General features: G+C 69.1%; 12 protein-coding genes. All 12 read right to left on the reverse strand.

Translation table 11 applies throughout. The annotated features are described in order from the left end of the window. Positions 1–102: 102 nt before the first annotated feature. Positions 103–912 (reverse strand): inositol monophosphatase family protein, encoded by an 810-nt coding sequence (locus ACFVVC_RS13495; protein WP_387453952.1) that lies wholly within the window; start codon positions 910–912, stop codon positions 103–105. Continuing rightward, entirely contained in the window at positions 909–3,224 is a 2,316-nt protein-coding gene (gene ligA, locus ACFVVC_RS13500) for an NAD-dependent DNA ligase LigA (protein WP_387454134.1), read from the reverse strand. Before ligA ends, ACFVVC_RS13495 begins: the two co-directional genes overlap by 4 nt. A gap of 148 nt (positions 3,225–3,372) precedes the next feature. Next, positions 3,373–3,996 (reverse strand): hypothetical protein, encoded by a 624-nt coding sequence (locus tag ACFVVC_RS13505; protein WP_387453955.1) that lies wholly within the window; start codon positions 3,994–3,996, stop codon positions 3,373–3,375. Between the two features lie 122 nt (positions 3,997–4,118). After that, the gene (locus ACFVVC_RS13510; protein ID WP_387453957.1) at positions 4,119–8,564 is read right to left on the reverse strand and encodes an FtsK/SpoIIIE domain-containing protein; all 4,446 of its coding nucleotides are present in this window, start codon (positions 8,562–8,564) and stop codon (positions 4,119–4,121) included. Beyond that, complete coding sequence (locus ACFVVC_RS13515; RefSeq protein WP_018763009.1) at positions 8,561–9,265, reverse strand: hypothetical protein; 705 nt, start codon at positions 9,263–9,265, stop codon at positions 8,561–8,563. The genes ACFVVC_RS13510 and ACFVVC_RS13515 overlap by 4 nt, the downstream gene beginning before the upstream one ends. Before the next feature lie 88 nt (positions 9,266–9,353). Then, positions 9,354–11,108 carry a serine/threonine-protein kinase gene (locus ACFVVC_RS13520; protein WP_387453961.1) on the reverse strand — a complete coding sequence of 585 codons (1,755 nt, stop codon included), beginning with the start codon at positions 11,106–11,108 and terminating at the stop codon, positions 9,354–9,356. Then, positions 11,105–13,162 (reverse strand): FHA domain-containing protein, encoded by a 2,058-nt coding sequence (locus tag ACFVVC_RS13525; RefSeq protein WP_387453964.1) that lies wholly within the window; start codon positions 13,160–13,162, stop codon positions 11,105–11,107. The genes ACFVVC_RS13520 and ACFVVC_RS13525 overlap by 4 nt, the downstream gene beginning before the upstream one ends. Next, positions 13,149–14,084 (reverse strand): PP2C family protein-serine/threonine phosphatase, encoded by a 936-nt coding sequence (locus ACFVVC_RS13530; RefSeq protein WP_387453967.1) that lies wholly within the window; start codon positions 14,082–14,084, stop codon positions 13,149–13,151. Before ACFVVC_RS13530 ends, ACFVVC_RS13525 begins: the two co-directional genes overlap by 14 nt. Continuing rightward, entirely contained in the window at positions 14,081–15,679 is a 1,599-nt protein-coding gene (locus ACFVVC_RS13535) for an RDD family protein (RefSeq protein WP_387453969.1), read from the reverse strand. Before ACFVVC_RS13535 ends, ACFVVC_RS13530 begins: the two co-directional genes overlap by 4 nt. Continuing rightward, positions 15,676–18,258 (reverse strand): transglutaminase family protein, encoded by a 2,583-nt coding sequence (locus ACFVVC_RS13540; RefSeq protein WP_387453971.1) that lies wholly within the window; start codon positions 18,256–18,258, stop codon positions 15,676–15,678. Before ACFVVC_RS13540 ends, ACFVVC_RS13535 begins: the two co-directional genes overlap by 4 nt. Beyond that, entirely contained in the window at positions 18,255–19,598 is a 1,344-nt protein-coding gene (locus ACFVVC_RS13545) for a DUF58 domain-containing protein (protein WP_387453973.1), read from the reverse strand. The genes ACFVVC_RS13540 and ACFVVC_RS13545 overlap by 4 nt, the downstream gene beginning before the upstream one ends. Positions 19,599–19,672: 74 nt before the next feature. Beyond that, the gene (locus ACFVVC_RS13550) at positions 19,673–20,644 is read right to left on the reverse strand and encodes an AAA family ATPase (RefSeq protein ID WP_387453975.1); all 972 of its coding nucleotides are present in this window, start codon (positions 20,642–20,644) and stop codon (positions 19,673–19,675) included. Positions 20,645–20,706 lie beyond the last annotated feature (62 nt).

Raw genomic sequence — 20,706 nt, forward strand, 5'->3', positions numbered from 1 at the left:
GGGCCCAAACGGGGCTTTCCGTGATCGAACTATCAGTACCGGTACTGGTTCCCGCAGCGCCGAGCCGGCCAGCCGGCGGGAAGCACGCCCGGCTCGGTACACCTAGAGCGGAAACTTCCCTGACAGTTCCAGCCCGGCCGCGCAGGTCCAGGCGTCCAGTCGTTCGTCGTCGGAGGGACCTCCGTCGAGCGGGCTGGTCAGCCGCGGCCGGCGCACCCAGCAGCCTGCTTCTTCGGCGATCAGTGCACCGGCCGAGAAATCGTGCTCGTTCAGGCCGCGTTCGCCGTAGGCGTCGTGGGTTCCGTCCGCCACCATGCACAGGTCAAGGGCAGCGGAGCCGAGCCGCCGGACGTCGGCGAAGCCGTCCATCAGGGTGGCGAACGCTGCCGCCTGCTCGGAGCGGACGGCCGGCTCGTAGCTGAACCCGGTGGCGAGGATCTGTCCGGTGCGGCCGGACACCGGCCCTTCGAGCCGGGTGAGCGTTCCCCGTTCCTCCAGCCAGGCACCATGGCCGCGCGCGGCGTAGTACACCCGTCCCAGGGCCGGGGCGTTGACGACGCCGGCCTGCCAGACGCCGTCGGCATCGGCCACCGCCACGGAGGTGGCGTAGTAGACGATGTTGCGGATGAAGTTGGTGGTGCCGTCCAGGGGGTCGATGGACCAGCGGTACCCGGTGGGTTCGGCGGGCCGGGTGGTTCCCTGCTCCTCGCCGGTGACGATGTCGCCGGGACGGGCGGCGGCGATCACGGCGCGCACCGCGTCCTCGGCAGCGACGTCGAAGGCAGTGACCCAGTCCCCGGCGGCACCCTTGTTGCTGGGATCCAGGGCGTTGCCGTCACGGCCGGACAGTACCTGCGCGCCAGCCGCGGCGGCCCGCCGGGCAACGTCCAGCAGCTCGGAAGGGGACGTCATGCGATTTCCTCCGCAGTGGTGTCGTTGAGCGTGTTGTCGCCGGCGCTGTCTTGGGCAGCGCTGTGTTGGCCGGCGCTGCCTTGGTCCGGGCTGTCTTGGTCCGCCCTGGCTTGCTCCGCGGCGTCGGCGCCCGGTGTGGTCCCGTCGGGTGCGGCGTCGCCCAGGGCTGCCGGCCCGCCGTCGAGCAATTGCCTGAACCCGTCCTCATCCAGTACCCGGACCCCCAGTTGCTCTGCCTTGTCCAGCTTGCTCCCGGCGCTTTCTCCCGCCACCACGTAGCTGGTGTTCTTGGAAACGGAGCCCGCGGCCTTGCCGCCGCGCAGCAGGATGGCTTCCTTGGCTTCGTCGCGGCTGAAGTTCGGCAATGAGCCCGTCACCACCACGGTGAGGCCTTCAAGGGTACGCGGCATGGACTCGTCCCGTTCGTCCTCCATGCGCACGCCTGCGGCCGCCCATCGGTCCACGATCTCCACGTGCCAATCTTCGGCGAACCACTCCTTGAGCGCGGCGGCGATGGTGGGTCCCACGCCGTCCACGTGGGCGAGCTCCTCCTCGCTGGCTGCCCGGATGCGGTCCATGGTGCCGAAGGCCTGGGCCAGGGCCCGTGACGCCCGGGGGCCGACGTGCCGGATGGACAGCGCCACCAGGACCCGCCAGAGGGGCTGCGTCTTGGCCTTTTCCAGTTCCGTGAAGAGTTTCCGGGTGTTGGCGGTGGGCTTGGATGGCGACTTTGCGGTGCCCTTGCTGTAAAAGTACGGCACCAGCTCGAACTCCCCGGTGGGGACGCCCTTGGTTTTCTTTTCCCGGCGGATCCGCACCTCAGCCAGGTCCTCTGGCGTGAGGTCGAACAGCCGCGCTTCGGACGTCAGCGGCGGCACCTCAGGTTCGGCCGGCTGGGTCAGGGCGATGGCCGCTTCCCAGCCCAGGGCCTCAATATCGAACGCCCCCCTGCCGGCCACGTGGAATACCCGCTCGCGGAGCTGGGACGGGCAGGACTTGGAGTTGGGGCAGCGGACGTCCACGTCGCCCTCCTTGGCGGGGGCCAGCGGGGTTCCGCAAGAGGGGCAGCTGGTGGGCATCACGAAGTCCCGGACCGGCGGATCCTGCTGGTCGCGGAGAGCCAGGACCGGGCCAACAATTTCGGGGATGACGTCCCCTGCCTTCCGCAGGATGACGATGTCGCCGATCTTGACGCCCTTGGCCTTGACCACATCCTGGTTGTGCAGGGTGGCCATCTCCACGGTGGAGCCGGCCACCTTGACCGGCTCCATTACGCCGAAAGGTGTCACGCGGCCCGTGCGGCCCACGTTGACCTGGATGTCCAGCAGCTTGGTGTGGACTTCTTCGGGAGGGTACTTGTAGGCCACGGCCCAGCGGGGAACGCGGGTGGTGTTGCCCAAGGCCCGCTGGGTGGCGAAATCGTCCACTTTGATGACGATGCCGTCGATTTCGTGGAGCAGCTTGTGGCGCTGGTCCCCGTACCGCTGGATGAAGCCCAGGACGTCGTCGCGGGCCGCCAGCACCTCGAAGTAGGGGCTGACGGGCAGGCCCCAGTCCTTGAGCTGACGGTAGGTTTCCGACTGGCCGCGGGCTTCAAGCCCCTCGCGGGCGCCGATGCCGTGCACGAACATCTTCAAGGGCCGCTTGGCTGTTTCGGCAGGATCCTTCTGCCGTAACGAACCCGCCGCGGCGTTGCGGGGGTTCGCCAGCGGGGCCTTGCCGGCTTCGATCAGGGCTTCGTTGAATTCGGCGAACGCCTTGGAGGGAATGAAGACTTCGCCGCGGATTTCCATCTCGGCGGGAAAGCCGCTGCCGTGCAGTTCCTGCGGGATTTCCTTGATCGTGAGCAGGTTGTGGGTGATGTCCTCGCCGGTGGTACCGTCGCCCCGGGTGGCCGCGCGCACCAGTTTTCCGTCCCGGTACAGGAGGTTGACGGCGAGGCCGTCGATCTTGAGTTCGGTCAGCCACGCGGCCGTGGTTCCGCCGTCCCCGATCTTCGCGATACTCGCCTCCGCCCGGTTGAGCCACGCTTCGAGTTCCTCCAGCGAGAAGACGTCCTCCAGGCTGTACATCCGCTGCAGGTGCTCCACCGGGGCGAACGCGGCGGAAACTTCGCCGCCCACTTCCTGGGTGGGCGAGTCGTTGGCCACCAGTTCCGGGTGCAGTGCCTCGATCTCTTCCAGGCGGCGGAAGAGGGTGTCGAACTCGGCGTCCGACACCAGGGGCGCGTCCTCCTGGTAGTAGGCGAACCGGTACTTCCGCACCAGGTCCGCGAGGTTTTCGTATTCCTCGCGGAGTGCTTCGGTGGGGATGGCCTCGGGCTCGTGTGGGGCCGCGGTCCGGGTGGCGGTCTGTTCTGCGGTTCCTGGTCCTGTACTCACAGACCTATCTTGCCCTACCCCTCCGACGATTTCCTTGGCAGGGCGGCACGGCGCGGGCCAGGACAGTGGGGAGCCGGCGTCAGTGCGACCGGAGCCGGTTGCGGTTCCACCAGGCGAAGGCGCCGGCCGCTATGGCCAACAGCACCGTTCCCAAGGCGATGGGCAGGAGCGCCGGGCCGCCGGGTCCCTCTCCCCGGGCGGGGGAAACGGCTGCCAGCTGGGTGGGCGCCGCGGATCGGGTAACCGGGCTGTTCCAGTCCTGCCCGCTGGACGGACCGGTGGGCGGCCGATACCCGGCGCCGGCCGATGGGGTTGCGGTTGCCGCGCCGTCAGGGGCTGCCTCCGCGTCTCCGGGCGGGGCCGAAGCGTCGGCCGGTGGCGCGGTGGCGGCCGGGGGGCCGGCAGGCTGCGGCGGCTGGACCGGCGCTTCTCCGGCGGGAGGCGCCGGCTGGGCGGGAGGCGGCACGGGGTCCTTGGATTTGCGCGGCCGCCCCGCTTGGCCGGTGTCCGGGCTGCTGGCAAGGACGGGCAGGCAGAGCAGCCCGCAGTCTGTCGTCGTTTGGGTCCCCGAGGCCTGGGTGGGTGAGGGCTGCGGGGTGGCGGCGGCCGCCGGGCCGGCCGGGAAGATGCCGAAGGCCAGGGCCATGACAGCTGCTGTTGCCGTCGTCGAAACAGTGCGGAGAACCGGTGCGGACGGGGCCATTGCTACCTTTCGCTGCGCGCAGTCCCCCCACCGCGGCTTTCTGGTGTCCCCGGTAGTCTTCTACAGCGCCCTGCGGGGCCGCAAATCCGCGGCTGCAACAGCCCCGCAGATCTCCGGACTGTTCAGTCCCGGTTTTCTGGCGGCAATGCCACCTGGATCTTCCGTGCCTTGCCGCGTCCCACCACGTAGCCGCGGCCGGGAATGAAGTCGGGGCTGACCCGGCCCAGGGAGGTGTTGAGCAGGCTGTCGCCTTCGATGTCCCCCGGGTTGAGCAGCAGCCCCCGGCGGCCGGATTTGAAGGGCTGGGCGAGCTGCCAGGCCGAGGACCAGGTGGAGGACTCGGACTCGCCGATCACCCACTGGTCTGCCTTCAGCGACGCCGTGACCAGCTGCGCAATGCCGGATTCCGCGATGGTGTCGGTGAACTCGGTGAGGCCTTCGATGAAAATGGCCACCGATCCGGGATTGCCGGTGGAGTGCTCCACCAGGTCCTCCACCACCTCGGCGAGGTCGTCCGGTCCCACCACGGAACGGTTCCAGATGGGCAGCGAGGCGACGGCGGAGCGGCGGGAGCCGAGGTAGATCAGCTCGGTGGCCGGGTTGGACCGGCGCAGCGCGTAGGCCAGGGTGACCAGCGCAACGGTACGCCCGGAGCCCGGCGGGCCTGCCAGCAGCAGCGGGCCGCGTGCCATGACCTCGGCCGGCTGCAACGATTCGTCGTCCACGCCGATGACGGGCAGGTCCGGGCTGCCGGCGGGCAGGACGTCCAGGTCCACCTGGTCCGGGAGCCGTTCGATTCCGGGAGCGGTGTCCAGGCCCTGGCGCTGCATGGCTTCGCTGAGCTTGTGGACTTCGCGGGCCTGCAGGGCAAGGTTCGAGTTGCCGCCCAGGACTGCCAGCTGGACTTCGAGCCCGTCGAGGAGCCCGCGGCCCGGTGGCGAGGTGGCGGTCAGGACGTCCCTCGGCACGTCCAGGGAGATGTAGTCGTCCTCGGAGGACAGGCGCAGGACCAGCCTGCGCTGGATCGAGGCCAGCAGGGAGGCGGGCACGGCGTTGGGCCGGTCGCCCGTCACCACCAGGTGGATGCCCAGGGTGCGGCCGTCGGTGGCCAGCTGGAGGAAGATGTCCCAGAGCCCGGAGAGCTTGCTGTGTTCGTACGCCTCGCGGAACGCCGACATGCCGTCCACCAGCACGAAAATCCGTTTCTCGTCCGGCCTGTTCGCCAACTTCCGGTATTCAACGATGGTGGACGCCCGTACCTCGGCGAACTGGGCTGAACGCAGCTCGGCGATGTCCCGCAGGAGCCGCAGCAGCCGCCCCACGCGTTCGACGTCGTCGCCATTGATGATTTCGCCGACGTGCGGAAGCTCCTCGAGCATCCGCAATCCGGCGGAACCGCAATCGATGCCGTAGACGTGGACCGGTCCGCCGCGCGGAGTCACGGCAGCGGCGATCGCGATGCCCCGCAGTGCGGCTGACTTGCCGGAGCCGCCCGTACCGTAAATGGCCATGTTTCCGTCCCGGTCCGGTTCGTAGAACACGGTGGGCTGGTCCTGGTGGACGGGGTCGTCGGCAACGCCCAGCAGCAGCTGTTCGTCCGTGCGGGGGTTGGGCAGCTTGGAGAAGTCGTAGGTCTTGGCCAGCTCATCCAGCCACGGCTTGCGCGGCGGCCTGATATCCAGCGAGTCAGCCGCGTGCATGATCGTGGACGTCATCCGTGCGATGTCGTTGGGGCCGGCGGGCTCCGGCGCGGCGGGCTTGTCGGGCGCGGGCGCCTCCCAGCTGGGACCGGAACCGAAGGCCATCTCCACGATGTCGATCTGCGGCCGCTGCGGCTTGTCGGTGGTCCAGCCGCCGGCGTAGCCGGTCTGGAACCCCTGGATCCTGCCCGGGCCCGTCTTGGCTGCGCCGCGTCCGGGGATGGCGGGGTCGAAATAGGCTGCGTCCGGGACGCCGAGGATGTCCGTGGCGTCCTCCTCATCGGCCATGCGCAGGGCCACGCGAAGGTTGGTGTTGGCGCGGAGGTTGTCCTTGATGACGCCGGCCGGCCGCTGGGTGGCCAGGATGAGGTGCAGGCCCAGGGACCGGCCGCGGGCGGCCACGTCCACCACGCCGTCCACGAACTCGGGAACCTCGTTGGCCAGGGCGGCGAACTCGTCCACGATGATGATCAAGTAGGGCGGTGCGTCCGGGTCCGCTTCCCGCTGCAGGGCCAGCAGGTCCTTGGCTTTCTTCCGGTTCAGCAGCTGTTCCCGGTAGTGCAGCTCGGCGCGCAGGGACGTAAGGGCACGGCGCACCAGGTGCGGGGAAAGGTCGGTGACCAGTCCCACCGTGTGCGGCAGGTTGATGCAGTCCGCGAACGCGGCACCGCCCTTGTAGTCGACGAACAGGAAGCTCACCCGGTCCGGGCTGTAGGCGGCGGCCATGCCCATCACCCAGGACTGCAGGAACTCGGATTTGCCTGCACCGGTGGTGCCGCCCACCAGGGCGTGAGGGCCCTCATTCTTCAGGTCGAGGTAGAGCGGTTCGATGCCCTTGGAACCCACAAGGGCGCGGAGGGTGCCGTTGTCCTTGCGGTTAGCCACGGCGGTGGCGTGCACGGAGTTGTTTTCGGTCCAGCGCTCGGCCACAGCCTGCGGGTTGTCCAGGAAATCCTTGCCGATCAGGGTCGCATAGGACACGGCCCGCGGCAGGTCGGAGTCGTCGTTCACCGGCTTGCCCACATCCACCACAGGGGCCAGCATCCGGGCGAGCTGGGCCGCAAGCTCCGCGTCAACGCTCTCGCAGCTGACGGGGTAGGTGTGCCGGCCCAGGCGCACCTGTCCGGTGGTGGTGCCGTGGTCGCCGTCCACCACCATGAAGTCGCGGCACGCGGCCGGCAGCGCCTGGATGTCGGTGGCCACCCACAGGACGTGGACGCCGGAATCGGGTCCCCGCTCGGCCAGCCGGGTCAGGCGGCCGCGGTCAACGGGCGCGTCATCCTCCACGATGACCAGCACCGCGGGCAGGACGGGCTCTTCCAGGTCGTGCTTGGCGGGGTCGATGCCCGGGCGCAGCTCCGGGCCGGACCTCTTGGCCGCGGCTTCGCGGACATCCACCAGGTCTTCAAGCCGGGCCAGCAGGGAGGACCCGCCGGCCGAGCCGGCTGCGAGGTGGTCCCCGCCCAGCGGGCTGTGGCCCGAGCCGACGTGCGGCAGCCATTGCAGCCAGTCCCAGCGTCCGCGCGACTGGGCGGACGTGATGGCGGTGAGGACAACCTCGGCCGGGGAATGCAGGCCCACCAGTTGCAACACCATACCGCGGGCCACATCGTCCACCAGGCCGCGGGCGCCGGCGATGCCCAGGGCACCGGAGGTCCGCAGCTGGGAGACCACGGGAACGCCCTCGATCTGGCTGAACTGCTTGATGCAATCCTGGATTTCGCGGCTGTACTGGACTTCGGTGTCGTTACTGGAGGGTTCCTCCAGCGGAACGCGGGACGGCGCCGTGCCCAGCCCGAACCGGAGGCCCAGGAACGAGGAATGCTCCGGGCGGTGGGTCCACAGCAGCGGCCCCAGCTTGTAGATGGCGTCCACGGTGTCGCTGACCGACGGCGCTTCCTGCAGCCGGACAGCCCGTTCCACCTGCTGCAGTTCCGTCAGGTCCTGCCGGAACGCCGCCATGGACGCCCTGAACTGCTTGAGTTGTTCCTTCTGCTGTTTCCTGGTCCGCATCTTCTGGTCCACGTAATGGCCCACGATGAACAACGGCATCATCAGCATGAACACCATGGAGAGAACGTTCTGCGTGACCGCGAAGATCACGGCGCCCATCATCAGGGGCGCCACCAGCATGATGTACGGGAACGGGTGGTCTTCGGGCCGTTTGGGACCTGCAGGCAGGACGCGCTTGGGCACCTCGAACCGGGGCACCACCCGCGGGGAACGGTTGAAGTCGACCAGGGGCGACGTCGGCGCTGCCGCATGGTTGTGGCCCAGCGGAACCACGGTGACTGTGGTGTCCCCCAGTGTCACCGTGTCGGAAGAGTTCAGGGTTGCGCGTGTGACGGGAAGTCCGTCCATCAGCAGGCCGTTGGCGGAGTTCGTGTCCACGATCTCGATGCCCTCCGCCACGGTGATCCGGGCATGCCGCTTGGAGGTGAGGGGGTCCGTGAGGCGGATGTCGACGTCCCGGTCCCGGCCGATGTAGCTGGTGCCGGTGGGCAGCGAAAATTCCCGGCCGACGTCGGGCCCTGACAAGACACGCAAGGTGGCCGCTGCCGGTCCGCGGCCGGCACCGGGCTCGTGGAACTGCTCGCTGACCTGGGCCAGCGATACCACCGAGCCGGGGCGGAGGCCCGATTCGAGCAGGTTGTCCTGCCGGGCCAGGACATTTCCGCTGATGCCTGCGCCCACGAAGGCTTCGTCGATGCGCAGCGAGAGGTTCTCCGGCGGAGGCGTTCCCTTCCGGTCCGGATCAGCAGCCCACAGCACGGTGGCGATGTCGGCCACGGTGGCCAGGCCGTCCACCGTGACGGCCAGGTCCTTGGCGTCGGCGGGCTCGCGGCGGAGTGTCAGGCGGATCCTCATCCTTCGTCCACGCCCCTCATCTTTTCCAGCAGGTACAGGTCATCGGGTGTTACCAGGTGGGTGGTGACGGCGTGCTCCACCAGCCGGGCGCGGCGGTTGGTGGCCAGTTTGCCGCCGCCCCCGCGCAGCCCCACAACGCCCACCCGGTCCAGCTTGTCGCAAACGTTGTCCAGTTTCCGGTTGAAGCGGGTCAGCGCCCAACCCAGCGTCTTGGCCGCGGCGGCCGAGGACGGAATGGTGCTGAAGCCGGTGCCTTCGCGCCGGAGGACCGGCTCGGCGAGCGCCACGATCAGGGCCTTCTGGGCATCGGTGAAGACCACCGGTCCGATCGTCGTGTCGCCGCCGCTGCTGTCCTCACGGGCTTCCTGCCGGAAGGACGGCGTTTTCAGGTGCACGGCGAACTCATAGGTGGTCGGGCCCGCCGTGAAAATAATGTTGGTGTGGCTGAACACCAGCGGGATCCGGGCGCCGGGGGAAAGCCACGCCTGCATGCCGCCGGAGGCGTCGGCCACCGTGGCGGAGAGCATGCTGCCCACGTTGCTGAGCCACCAGATGCCGTCGTAGCGGGCGACCTGCAGGAACTGCCGGTGCAGGTACGGGTTGTCGTCCACTTCAAGGTCGCCTTCGCGGCCGATGTTGAAGATGTCCTCGTCGGATGGCTCGTACCATTCGCCACAGAAATCTATTGCTAGATCCCCCATGATCTGTGCCTCCTCAAGGCAGAAGTGTTGCGGTAACCGTCAGTGCTGGTGGTGCGGAGCTGCCGCCCCGCTGGTGCGTGCAGGCCGCTCATTTGCCGATGCAGGCGATGGAGCCCTCCTCCATGGGTGAAAATGCGCCGTCGGTGCGCACGATCATCACCTGGATGCAGGTCTGTCCGCCGGGATTGGGCCGGATCTTCACGGGCGGGTTCGCGACGGACGTGAATTCCGCGCTGTTGCCGCCGATGGTGTACACCTTCCACTTGTAGGTGTCCCCGTCCTTGGGCTGCGGGTTGGTCCAGGTGAAGGTGGCTTCCCCGTCGGCCCCGATGTTGCCCTTGAGCCCTTCGACGTCGGGCACGGTGCCGTTGTCCAGGGCGTCCGCGGGAGGTTTGCTCACCTTTTGGGTTTCGACGGCCTTGGGGGTGCCGGTGGCCGAGTTCGCCACCACGATGCCCACCACCGCGGCAAGCGCCAGAAGGGTTCCACCGGCGAGGGCGAGCCAGAGGTTGCGTTTGCCGTGGTCTGGTTCCGGAGCCGGCTGCGGCTCCGCCGTCTTTACCGCCCGCTGGACCGTTGCGTCCGCGGCGTACGCCGTATCCTCCCCGCTCCCTGCCGGACCGGTGACGGGCGCGCCATAGTGTGGTGCCGCGGCGCTGCCCCGCAGCACGGTGGACTGTGCCCACTCCCCCGTCCGGGCGCCGTCGGCCGCTTCCGGCGCGGCCGGGCCGGCCGGCAGGTGGGGTACGGACGGGGCGGCCCGCCATAGGCCCGGCGTGGCGGGAGTGAAGTGCGACGGCGGGGCGGCACCTCCCCTTGGACCGGTTGCGTCAGTGCCGCCGGCCTGGCTGGGGCGGGTGCGCGCGGGGAATGTGGGCGCACTGCCGGTCCGTTCAGGATCGATGGCGGCGATGCTGCGGACACGGGTTTCCTCGGTCCCGTCGTCCAGGTGGCTTTCCTCCTGCTGCGGTTCCTCCAGCACTTCGAACGGCGTGACGGAGAGGTTCAGTTCGGCCTGGATGCGCTGCAGCGCCAGGGCGAAGGCGTGCGCGGAACTGTAGCGGGACTGCGCGGACTTGGCCATGGCCGTGGACAGGGCCAGTTCCAGGGATTCCGGCACGTCCGCCCGGCCAAGCCGCGGCAGGGCCATGTTGCTGATCCTGTTGATCAGTTCGCGTTGGGAGTTGTCCGCCCCGGGCATGACGAAGGGCGAGCGGCCGGCCAACAGGGTGTACAGGGTGGCGCCGAGGGCCCACACGTCCACCATGACGCCGTCAACGCTGCCGTCGCGGAACTGCTCGGGCGGGGACCACGGAATGGACATCCCCGAGTCATCGTCCGTGTCGCCTGCCAGGGTTCCGGAAATGCCGAAGTCGGTCAGGGCCGGGCGGTTGTAGTCCGTCACCAGGATGTTGGCGGGTTTGATGTCGCGGTGGGCGATGCCGGCACGGTGCGCGGTTTCGACGGCGGACGCCACCTGGATGCCGACGGCCAGGACCTCGTCGACGCTGAAGCGCTGCCGCCGGTAGCGCACGTCCAGGCTGGGCCGGGAGCAGTACTCCATGGCCAGGTAGGAATGCCCGTCGTCGGTCACTTCCGCTTCGAAAATGGTGACGATGTAAGGGTGCGAGGACAGCTGGGCCATCAGGTTGGCTTCGGACTCGAACCGCCGGCGGGCACCCTCGGTCTTCAAGTCGGAGAGCAGCACCTTCACGGCGACTTTCCGGCGCGGCCTGTCCTGCTCGTACAGGTAGACGTCGGAGAACCCGCCCGAGCCGAGCAGGCTGATATATGTGAACCCCTGGATCCGGGGCGGCGGCGCTACGGGCCGTTTGGAACTCAAGGAATCTCCTCAAAACGCAGTGAGATGTTGTCGCCCAGCTCCGCGATGTCGCCGTCGAGCAGGATGGCCATCTCGTTCTGGGCCAGGCGGCGCGGCGGCTGGCCCTCACGCACCAGGACGGTGCCGTTGGTGGCCTTCAGGTCGCAGAGCATGACGTGCCAGCCCTCGAGCCGGACCTCGACGTGGGACCTGGAGATGTCACCGCCCGGGCTCGCCACCTGCACGAGGCGCGGCATCACACCGCCCTGGACGCGGGATACCGACGGTTGCCGCCCGATGACCATCGACTGGTCGAGGTCCAGAAGGTCGCCGGTGGACAGGCGCACCCGTCCCAGCCTGGGGCGCGCCACCTGGACGGCATCCGGCAGCAGGCTGCCCCCGCAGGCGCTGCACAGGGCGCGGGTAGGCGGGTTGGCGTGGCTATGCGCGCAGACCCGGGCCAGCACCAGTGGTCCATCGGCCGGGTCCTGGCCGGGGCCCGGAGCCGCCGGATGCGGAGCCATGCCGGGGAGGCTGCTCTTCATGACCGTCTGGCCGTCATGGTCAGGATCGAATCCGGCGGCAGGTGCCTGGTCCTGAGTTCCTGCGGCAGGCGCCTGGCTTGCCGGGAAGGCCGGCGCGGGGCCGGGGTTCGCGGGACCTTCAGGGCCAGCCGGCGGGGTGAAGGCAGGCGGTGTCCCCAGGGGTGGGCTGGACGGGGCCGACGACGGAACAGCCGCCTCTCCGCCCGTGCGCCACGGTACGGAATCGATGAGGACGCCGGCGGGAGCCTGCGCTTCCGGCCCGGGAGCCGGGGCGGGGATAGGGGCCGGATTCGGGCCCGCGGCTGGGTCCGTGCCTGCTGAACCGTCCGCCCCCGCGCCCGGCACGGCGTCGGAACGCGACTGCTGCCCGGCCGTGGACGCGTCGTCGGCTGCGCCCAGGGCGGGGAGCTGTTCGGCCGCCGGCAGCGCAGGCTGCGGGGTGGCGGCGACCAGGCCGGAGTCGGCGTCGGGGTCCTCACGGACTGCCGCGTCCTCGATATTCCGCATCACCGTACGGTCCCACAGGTGGTCGTAGGACGTGGTCATTTCCACCGCGGGAGCCGCGTCGGCCGCTCCGGAACCACCGGCCGGCGGCACATCGCCCTCTGGCTCAACTGCGTCTCCCGTGCCAGCTGCGTCCCGCGTACCGGACGCGTCCGCCGGGTCAGGCAGGATGATGGCGCCGGGGGCAATCGTGGCATCGGGATCGGCGGCTTCCCCCACGGCTTCCGGGACGAGTCCGCTGTCCGCCGTGAGCCGCTCCTGGTCTTCGTCCAGCACTGCCAGCACCGTCTCTGCAGATGCACCGTGCTCGGGAAGGAGGGTGCCGGGCAGGTCGTCCGGCGCGGCAAAGTCGGGACCGGTGGAGCGGGCTTCCGGGACGGCATCCGCGTCCGTCCCGTGGGAATCCAGCGCAACGACACTTTCGACAACGACCGGGCTGTCAACCGCAACCGCGCTTTCGACAACAACCGCGTCTTCGGCCTGGTCCGGGGCGTGGACGTCGACTCGGGTATCTGCCGCATGGGGGTTTTCCGTGGTTGCGGCCCATTCCCGGGCAGCGGGGGCTGCAACGGCGGTGGGGCCGGACGGGACGCCGAGCGTCAGTGCCTGCAGCAACACCACCCCTTCACCGAGCGGCAGCTCGGGCTGGTCCCGCTGGCCGCCATCAGCGATATCCAGCCGGCACATCGCGGGGACGGCAAACCGGCGCTCGTTCCAGGTGGTGACGTCACGGCCGTCGAGGTCCACGGCTCCGCCGGGCTGCTCTACGCGAAGGTCGAGGTTGCCGCGCAGGAAGACCCTCAGCGGTCCATTGAAGTCCAGGATGCCGAAGGCTGGGATGCGGGCCAGTGACCCGCCCGAGCTGCTGGTCACGGCAGCCAAAACCTCGTGCGGTTCGGGCCGGGCCGCCAGGAGTTCCCAGAGGGCACCAGCGAGTTCGGCCGGTGATTCGGGGCCCAAGAGGACGGCGGTGCCGGACCGGACGACACCAAGCCAGGTACCAGGGATGTAGCTAGCGCCGGTCATTGTCGGTCTCCCCCTCGCCGTCCGAGCCGGCCTCCGCCTGCTCCGGCAACGGCTGCGTCACGGCGCCGTTGGCCAGCGGACGCGGCAGCGTCTGCTCGTCCCGGTCCGCCGGGCTGTAGCGTGGCGCGGTGGTGCCGGCGCCGTCGTCGTTGGTTACGTTCCTGGCGTCCACCACGATGGCCGTGACGTTGTCCCTGCCGCCGCTGCGCAGGGCGGCCTGGATCAGGGCGTCCACGGCGTCCTGAGGTTGGGCCACGGTGCTGAGGATGCGAAGGATGTCCTCGTCCGCCAGCTCACCGGTCAGCCCGTCGGAACAGACCAGGACCCGGTCTCCTTCCTCGATTGGCAGGAGCCAGTAGTCGGCCTCCGTCTCATCCCCCGTCCCCAGGGCCCGGGTGACCACGTGCCGTCGGGGATGCACGGTGGCTTCCAGGGCGGTGATCTCGCCCGCATCAACGAGTTCCTGGACCTCTGAGTGGTCCACACTGATCTGCTCGAACCGGCCGTGGCTGAGCCGGTAGGTGCGGGAGTCGCCGATGTTCAGCACCAGCCAGTACGGCATGCCCATCTGTTCCACCACCACCGCGCCGGTGAGGGTGGTGCCCGCGCGGGCTCCTGCGGCCTCACGGATCGAGTTGTCCGCCCGCACCAGGTACTGCTGCAGGACCGACGCTGTAATGCTCCGCTCCCCGGTGGCGAGCTGCGGAATTCCGGCCAAGGCCCTGACGCACAGGCCGCTGGCGATCTCGCCGGCCTCGTGGCCGCCCATGCCGTCGGCCACCGCGAAGACGGGATCCGCGGCGATGTAGGAATCCTCGTTCAGCTCCCGGCGGAGTCCCCTGTCCGTCCCGTAGCCGTAGGTGAGGCTAGGGCCCGGCCCCGGCTGGATGGTGGAGGAAACACTGGCGGGGTGCTGGTTCATGCCTGTCCTAGGTAAAAGGTGCGGTCTCCAAAATGCACGCTGGAGCCGGGGGTAACAAACGTTGGGACGCCCGGCGCGAGGGGGGTGCGCAGGCCGTCAGGGGTGGTCACGGCGCTGCCGTTGGTCGATTGACGGTCCGTCACCCAGATCCCCGCACCATCGGTGAGCAGATGCAGGTGGGTTTTGGAGATGGAGCGTCCGGGATCGTCCACGGCCAGCAGCTGGGCATGCTGTTCCCCGGGCTGGCCTACGGGGTTGCGGCCCACCAGGACGCTGCGGTCCAGCCGGAAGTCGCGGCCGTCGTCCAGGCGGACCCGCAGGACGGCCATGGGAGCCGGCCCGCCGGTGCCGGGGCGCACCTGGGTGCGTTCGACGTCGTCGTCAACGTGCGGCCCGGGTACCCGGTGGCCAGTTGTGGATGCCGGAGCCCCCGGCGCGAAGGAGGCAGGACTGGTGTAGGGCCTGGTCTGCGATGGCATCGTGGCGGACGGTGCCGGAGCCTGGGGCGCTGCATGGGGTGCCGGGGCTTGGGGTGGAGCGAATTGGGGGGCCTGGGGTGCCGGGAGTCGCGGCGCGGGCTGCGGGGCGGCCGTGGCGTGGGCCGTCGCGGCCCCGGCAACCGGGGACAGGACCTGCTGCACGGGCGGAAGGTCCAGCGGCGCGAAGCTGTAGGGGCCCTGGATGCCGCCGGTGGTGATGGGGTCCCGGCCTGCCTTGACGTCGAACATGAGGGTCTTCGCGGCGGTGTCGTTCCAGGCCCGCAGCCCGCCGTTCTTGTCCCACTGGCTGGAAACCACCACCAGCACAGCCCACACGGCACCCACCAGGAGCAGCGGGCCGAGGATGAACAGGGCGGCATCAAACCACTTGAACACCACCAGCAGGACGGCAGCCAGCAGGGACAGCAGGATGCCCGCGCCGGTGATCACTCCCCGCAGGAAAACGCCGCCGGCCCCGGGCGCGTAACCGTCCTGGTCCGCGCTGCGAATGCCCATCAGGAGGTTGCCGGGGGTCTTGCCGCTGCGGGCTTCAAGGCCCATCACCACAAAAAGGTAGGCGAGGGTCAGTCCGAGGCCGATGCCGCCGAACAGCACCAGGGACGAGGTGTCATAGACAATGAAGCCTCCGCTGCGGGTACGGGTGATCCCGGCGAAGCCGATGGCGAACGTCACCACCAGCACTGCCACGCCGGGCAGCCAGTCGATGACGGCAGCGCCCAGCCGCTTGCCCGCCGCAGCCGGAACAAGCTCGAGGTTTACTGCCATTCCCGTTCCTCCCCCTGGAGCGGCCCCTACCCTGGTGGAACCGCCGGCACTGCCCGGATCGGTGCCCGCAGGAGCGGTACCCGGATATTCGATGGCCGCCGGCTGTGGTGCCGGAGGCCTTTTTACTACCGGGATAGTACCGGGAATCCCCGGCGCATGCGCGGCCTGCACGTCCCGGGCCCCGGCCTGGTCATCCTGCACGCCGGGCGCCTGGGTGCGGGTGCGGCGCGCCGCCCGGTTGGGCAGCGGCGCACCGCAGGCCGCGCAGAAGGTGGCTCCCGCGCGGACGGTTTGCTGGCAGCGCGGGCAACGGTCGACGTCGGAGGTCACTGCTGGCTTGGTCCTTGCTGGTTGGTTTCCGGCTGGCCGGCCTCCGGCGTGCCGGTGCCTTGTGGATCACCCGCGCGCGTGCCGGGCGTGTCGGTACCGCCGTCGCCTGCCCGCCGGCGGCCGGCGGTCAGCGCCGCCAGCGCAGGCCGTCCCGCCCGGAGGCGGCGCAGCGAAAGCCCGCTGCCCGAGTTCATCGCGGTGCGCGCGTCGCTGAGCAGGGAACGGGGCGAGAACCGCGCCTGTTGCCGGCGCCAGAACCCCACGGTGGCGGTCATCTCCTTGAGCGAGCCATCCACGATGGTCCAGTACTCCTTGACTTCCTCTTCCGTGGGCTGGCCGGCACCGAAGATGGAGGCATCCGCCCGGCGGGCCAGGAGTTTCGTGGTTCCTTGGCTGGCGGGGAACGCCTCGGCCAGCACCGCGGCGCTTTCCCGGCGCGTCGACCGCGCGTCGACGGCGGCACCCATGTCCGTTGCCAGGCTGACCACTTCGCTCCAGCCTCCGCCGACGCGCTGGGCCGGATGGCCGTCGCGGAAACGCTGTTTCCGGCGTCGTGTCTTCAACAAGGCAATCAGCAACAACGGCAAGGCAATAATCACCACGGGGATCGCGACGACGCCCAACGCACCCAGGAGTGCGCCCCAGAACAACCACGGATTGTCCTTCTTCTGGTCAGCGTCCAGGGCGTCCGGCGACGAGTCCGGCGGCAGGTCCGCGGGCTCCTGCGGCGGGGGCGGCGGCTGCAGCACCTGCGGCTTGGGCTTGGACTTGCTTTCCGGGTCCGGCGGGATGGGGATGTTGTCTTTGGGCGGGGTGGGGTCGAAGCTGACCCAGCCGACGCGCTCGAACGCAACCTCCACCCAGGCGTGGACGTCCTTCCCGGTGATCTTTACTTCGCCGGCACCGTTTTCAGGGCTCGTGGGCTCAGGATAGAACCCCATCACCACCCGGGACGGGATGCCCAGGTGCCGGAGCATCAGGGACATGGCCACGGCGTACTGCTCATCGTCGCCAAGCATCTGCTTGGCGGTGAGCAGGTTCCGGATCCGGGCCGAGCCATGGCCGGAGACGCTGGGCAACTGTCCTTCGCTGACCAGGCCGTTGCTGAAGGCACCGGTCTTCTGGAAATGCGCCTCGATCTGGCGGACCCGGTCGATCGCCGTGGGGGCGTCCGCGGAGAGGTCGTTGGCCTGGGAGCCCACGACGGGTGGAACTTCCAGGGGATCCGGGAGCGACACTTTCGCGAAGTCGTACTGCGTCAGCTGGCCGTGCTCAAGTTTGACGGGATCCGAAACCTGCACGCTGTACGAATCGCCGCGGGTGAGGCCGTTGGTGGTGACGGCGGTGTCCGTCCCGGGGTTGAAGTAGAGGCCTGCGGCCGCGGTGGAGCCGGACTGGTCAAAGCTGATGCCTGTGGTCTTCCGCCCGCCGGGGACGAAGAAGCCCTGGTAATCCTCAATGTTGATGCTGATCGAGTAGTCCTTGGTGGGCACTACCCCGGCCGAATCGGCAAGGGTGTTGATGGACTTGGCGTCGCCGACCTTGCTGAAGTTGCCGGAACCGTTGGGGTCCATGTTGTAGTTGGTCCCGTTGAAGGCGTCCAAGGCACCCAGCCGTACCCGGCCGTCCCGCGGCAGCCCCTTGACGACGAAGAGGGTGTCGTCCTTCTTGTCCTTGACGTAGGTCCGGAAACTGGCCAGCGGCGTGACATAGTCCTTGGGGTCGAACGGCGGGACCACCACGTTGCGGAGGACTTTCCGGTCCTCGCCGGCGTTGACCAGGGGCGCGGCCACGGCCGTGACGCCCACGCTGAGGGCGATCACTGCCGCCGCCATGCCCAGGCGCCGGATCCGGGCACGCCGGGCCGTGCCGCTGTCGCCCTGCGGGGTGTTAACGGCCACCCTTCGGGTGCTGTCCTGCCGCAGGATGTCCCGGCGGAACGTGGCCCAGGCTATGCCGAGGACTGTCAGTCCGATTCCGCGTTCCAGGGTCAGGAACGCCGCGTTGGTGCTGAAGGCGATGCCCGCAACGAACAGGACCAGGACAGGCAGCAGGGGCAGGTAGGGGCTCCGCCCACGCCAGGTCAGGAGCGCGGCCACCAGTGCGGTGATGAGCGAGCTGAGGAAGGGCACGATGAGCACGCCGCCGGCAGTTCCCACCGGCACCCCGACGGTGAGCATGTCCTTCCAAGCGAAGACGACGCCCAGGAGCAGGGTCCGCAAGGAATCCAGGGAGGGGACAAAGCCGGCGATGGCCGCGTCCGGCACCGCCAGCCAGGTCCCGAAGACCAGGTAGGCGGCCAGTGCCAGGGCCGTGGTGATCAACAGGCCCAAGCGCAGGTGGGCGTTGGCGGCGCCAATGCCCAGGCCAAGGATAATGCCGCCGAATCCGGACAGCAGGTAATACGGGTCACCGCCGAAGCTCAACCCGAAGCCGAGCAGGCCCAGCCCCAGGAGGACAACCAGGGCCCCGGCGTCGAGCAGGAAGTGCCACGGCCGGCCGTGGGCGAAGGCCGACTCCGGACTTGGGGCTTTGCGGCGGGTACGGGTTTTCGGGGACTGGCCCGGTGCGGTGCTCATGCGGCGGCCTTTCTCAGCACGATGGCAAGGTCGGCCAAGTCGCCGAGGGTCAGGACGGTCAGGTCCGCGATGTTGGCCCGGGTGGGTGCTGCGCCGGCTTCCACCCTGACGGCCAGGCTGCGGACTCCCGGCGGGACGGAGGCCGCTGCGGAGCGGAGCTGGGTGGCGGTCACGTTGCTTCCCACTACGAAGAACACCACGGACGCGTTGGGGACGGTGTCCGCCAGGGTCCGGGCAAGGTCGACGGCGGTGCGGCGCATCGGGGTGCCGACGATCCGGGTCATGTCATCGAGCAGGTTGCGGCCGGTTTCACAGCGCAGCGGCCCCTTCTGGGTGAGGACATCCAGTTCGCGCTGTTCGCGGATGGCCTGCCGGCCGATGGACCCTGCCACCGAGATGGCCAGCTCGAATTCGTTCTCGGAGGCGTATTCCTCTGTGTTGATGGACAGCGAGATGGCCAGGTGGGCGCGGCGGGTCTCCTCGAACTGGCGCACCATCAGCTTGCCGGTCCGGGCGGTGGTCTTCCAGTGGATGTGCCTGCGGTCGTCCCCGGGCACGTAGTCGCGCAGGGCGTGGAAGGAGACGTCGGCGCTGGACAGGTCCGTGGTGGGCATGCCCTCAAGGTCGCGGATGAAGCCCGCCGCCGAACCGGCCAGGGCTACGGTCCGCGGATGCACGAACAGGTCCTCCGGCTCGGTCCAGAGGACCTGGCGGCGCAGGAGGTGCAGCGGGTCGGCCCGGACGGAGCGGACCGGTCCCACCACGATGACGGCGCGCCGTGCGGTGGGGATGGTGAAGAGGTCCTCGTGGACCTGGCCCGGCTTCATCCGTGGCAGGTGGAACACGGCGGTGGTGCTGCCCACCGGAAGTTCCAGGGCAGCGGGCAGCAACGGCCGGGCGGAGGTGTTGGAGACGGCGATGCTTCCGACGGCGCTGTCCCCCACCGCCACGCGGGTCCGGGCAAGGTCCAGGACCACGCCGTAGGAGGACTGGCCCAGGATAAAAGCCACCGCGATCACGAACATGGCGAAGGCGGCGATGGCGGCTGCCGTGGCTTCCTGCCAGCCGAACGCCTGGCCGGTGATCCACAGCAGGACGGAGGCTGCCAGGACGGACCAGCCCAGGATGCTGACCACGGACACCACCGGCCAAACGTATTTCAGCCAGGTGGTCCGGATGGTCCGCCAGGCCGGGGTGAGGGCAAGGAGGACCGTGTTGCTGGCTTCAGACCACACTGCTGCCGGGTGCAGGCGGGTGGGGCGGCCGTTCCGGTGGAAAAGGAGCTGGATCCGCTCCGCGAGCCGGGTCAACGGGGTGCCGCTGGACGTGCCGTCGGACATGTGGGTGTGCCTTCGTTGTTGCGGTGGAAAGGAACGGAGGCCCGCGTGCAGCCGTTCGCTGCGCGCCGGGCCGGTCAGGCGTTGGTGCGCTGCTGCGGGGCGGCGACGTCGGACAGGATCCTGGTCAGGACGGCCTCGGCGGTGGCGCCGGAGAACTCAGCCTCGGGATCCATGACGAACCGGTGCGTCCACACCACGGGCGCCAGTTCCTTGATGTCATCCGGCAGGACGAAGTTCCGTCCCTGCGAGGCAGCCCAGACCTTGGCGGCGCGGACCATGGCCAGCGCACCGCGCACGGACACGCCCAGCCGGGTCTCCGGAGCACTGCGGGTCTCCTCGCACAGCCGCGAAATGTACTCCAGCACCGCGGTGTCCACGTGCGCGGTGGCGGCCAGGTCCGCCATGTCCGCCACTGCCTGGGTGGTGATCACGGCGGACAGTTCCTTGGAGCGGTCCTTCAGGTTGTTGCCGCCCAGCAGCCGGACCGTAGAGGCGTGGTCCGGGTACCCGATGGAAGTCTTGATCAGGAACCGGTCCAGCTGGGCTTCGGGGAGGCGGTAGGTACCGGCCTGCTCGATCGGGTTCTGGGTTGCCATGACCATGAAAGGCCGGCCCGCGGAATAGGTGACGCCGTCTACCGTCACCCTGGATTCCTCCATGACCTCAAGCAGCGCGGACTGGGTCTTGGGCGATGCGCGGTTGATTTCATCGGCCAGGACGATGTTGTTGAAGATCGGGCCCTTGTGGAACTCGAACTTCTGCGTCTTCTGGTCGTAGATGGTCACGCCGGTGACGTCGGAAGGAAGCAGGTCAGGGGTGAACTGGATTCGGTTGTTGGACCCCTGCACGGTGGCCGCGAGGGCCCGGGCCAGGGAGGTCTTGCCCGTTCCGGGCGCGTCCTCGAACAAGACGTGGCCCTCCGCCAGCATGGCAGTGAAGGTCAGCCGGATGACGTGTTCCTTGCCCAGCACCGCCTGCCCCACGTTGGCAACCAGCTTTTCGAACGTACCGGCAAACCACTCGGCCTGCTCCATGGTCATGGTCATGAAATGTGCTTCCTTTTGATGGGTCGAAAGTTGTCGTGTGGGCCCGGGAGTCCCGGGCCCAC

Source organism: Pseudarthrobacter sp. NPDC058196, assembly GCF_042882685.1.
Classification (GTDB): domain Bacteria; phylum Actinomycetota; class Actinomycetes; order Actinomycetales; family Micrococcaceae; genus Arthrobacter.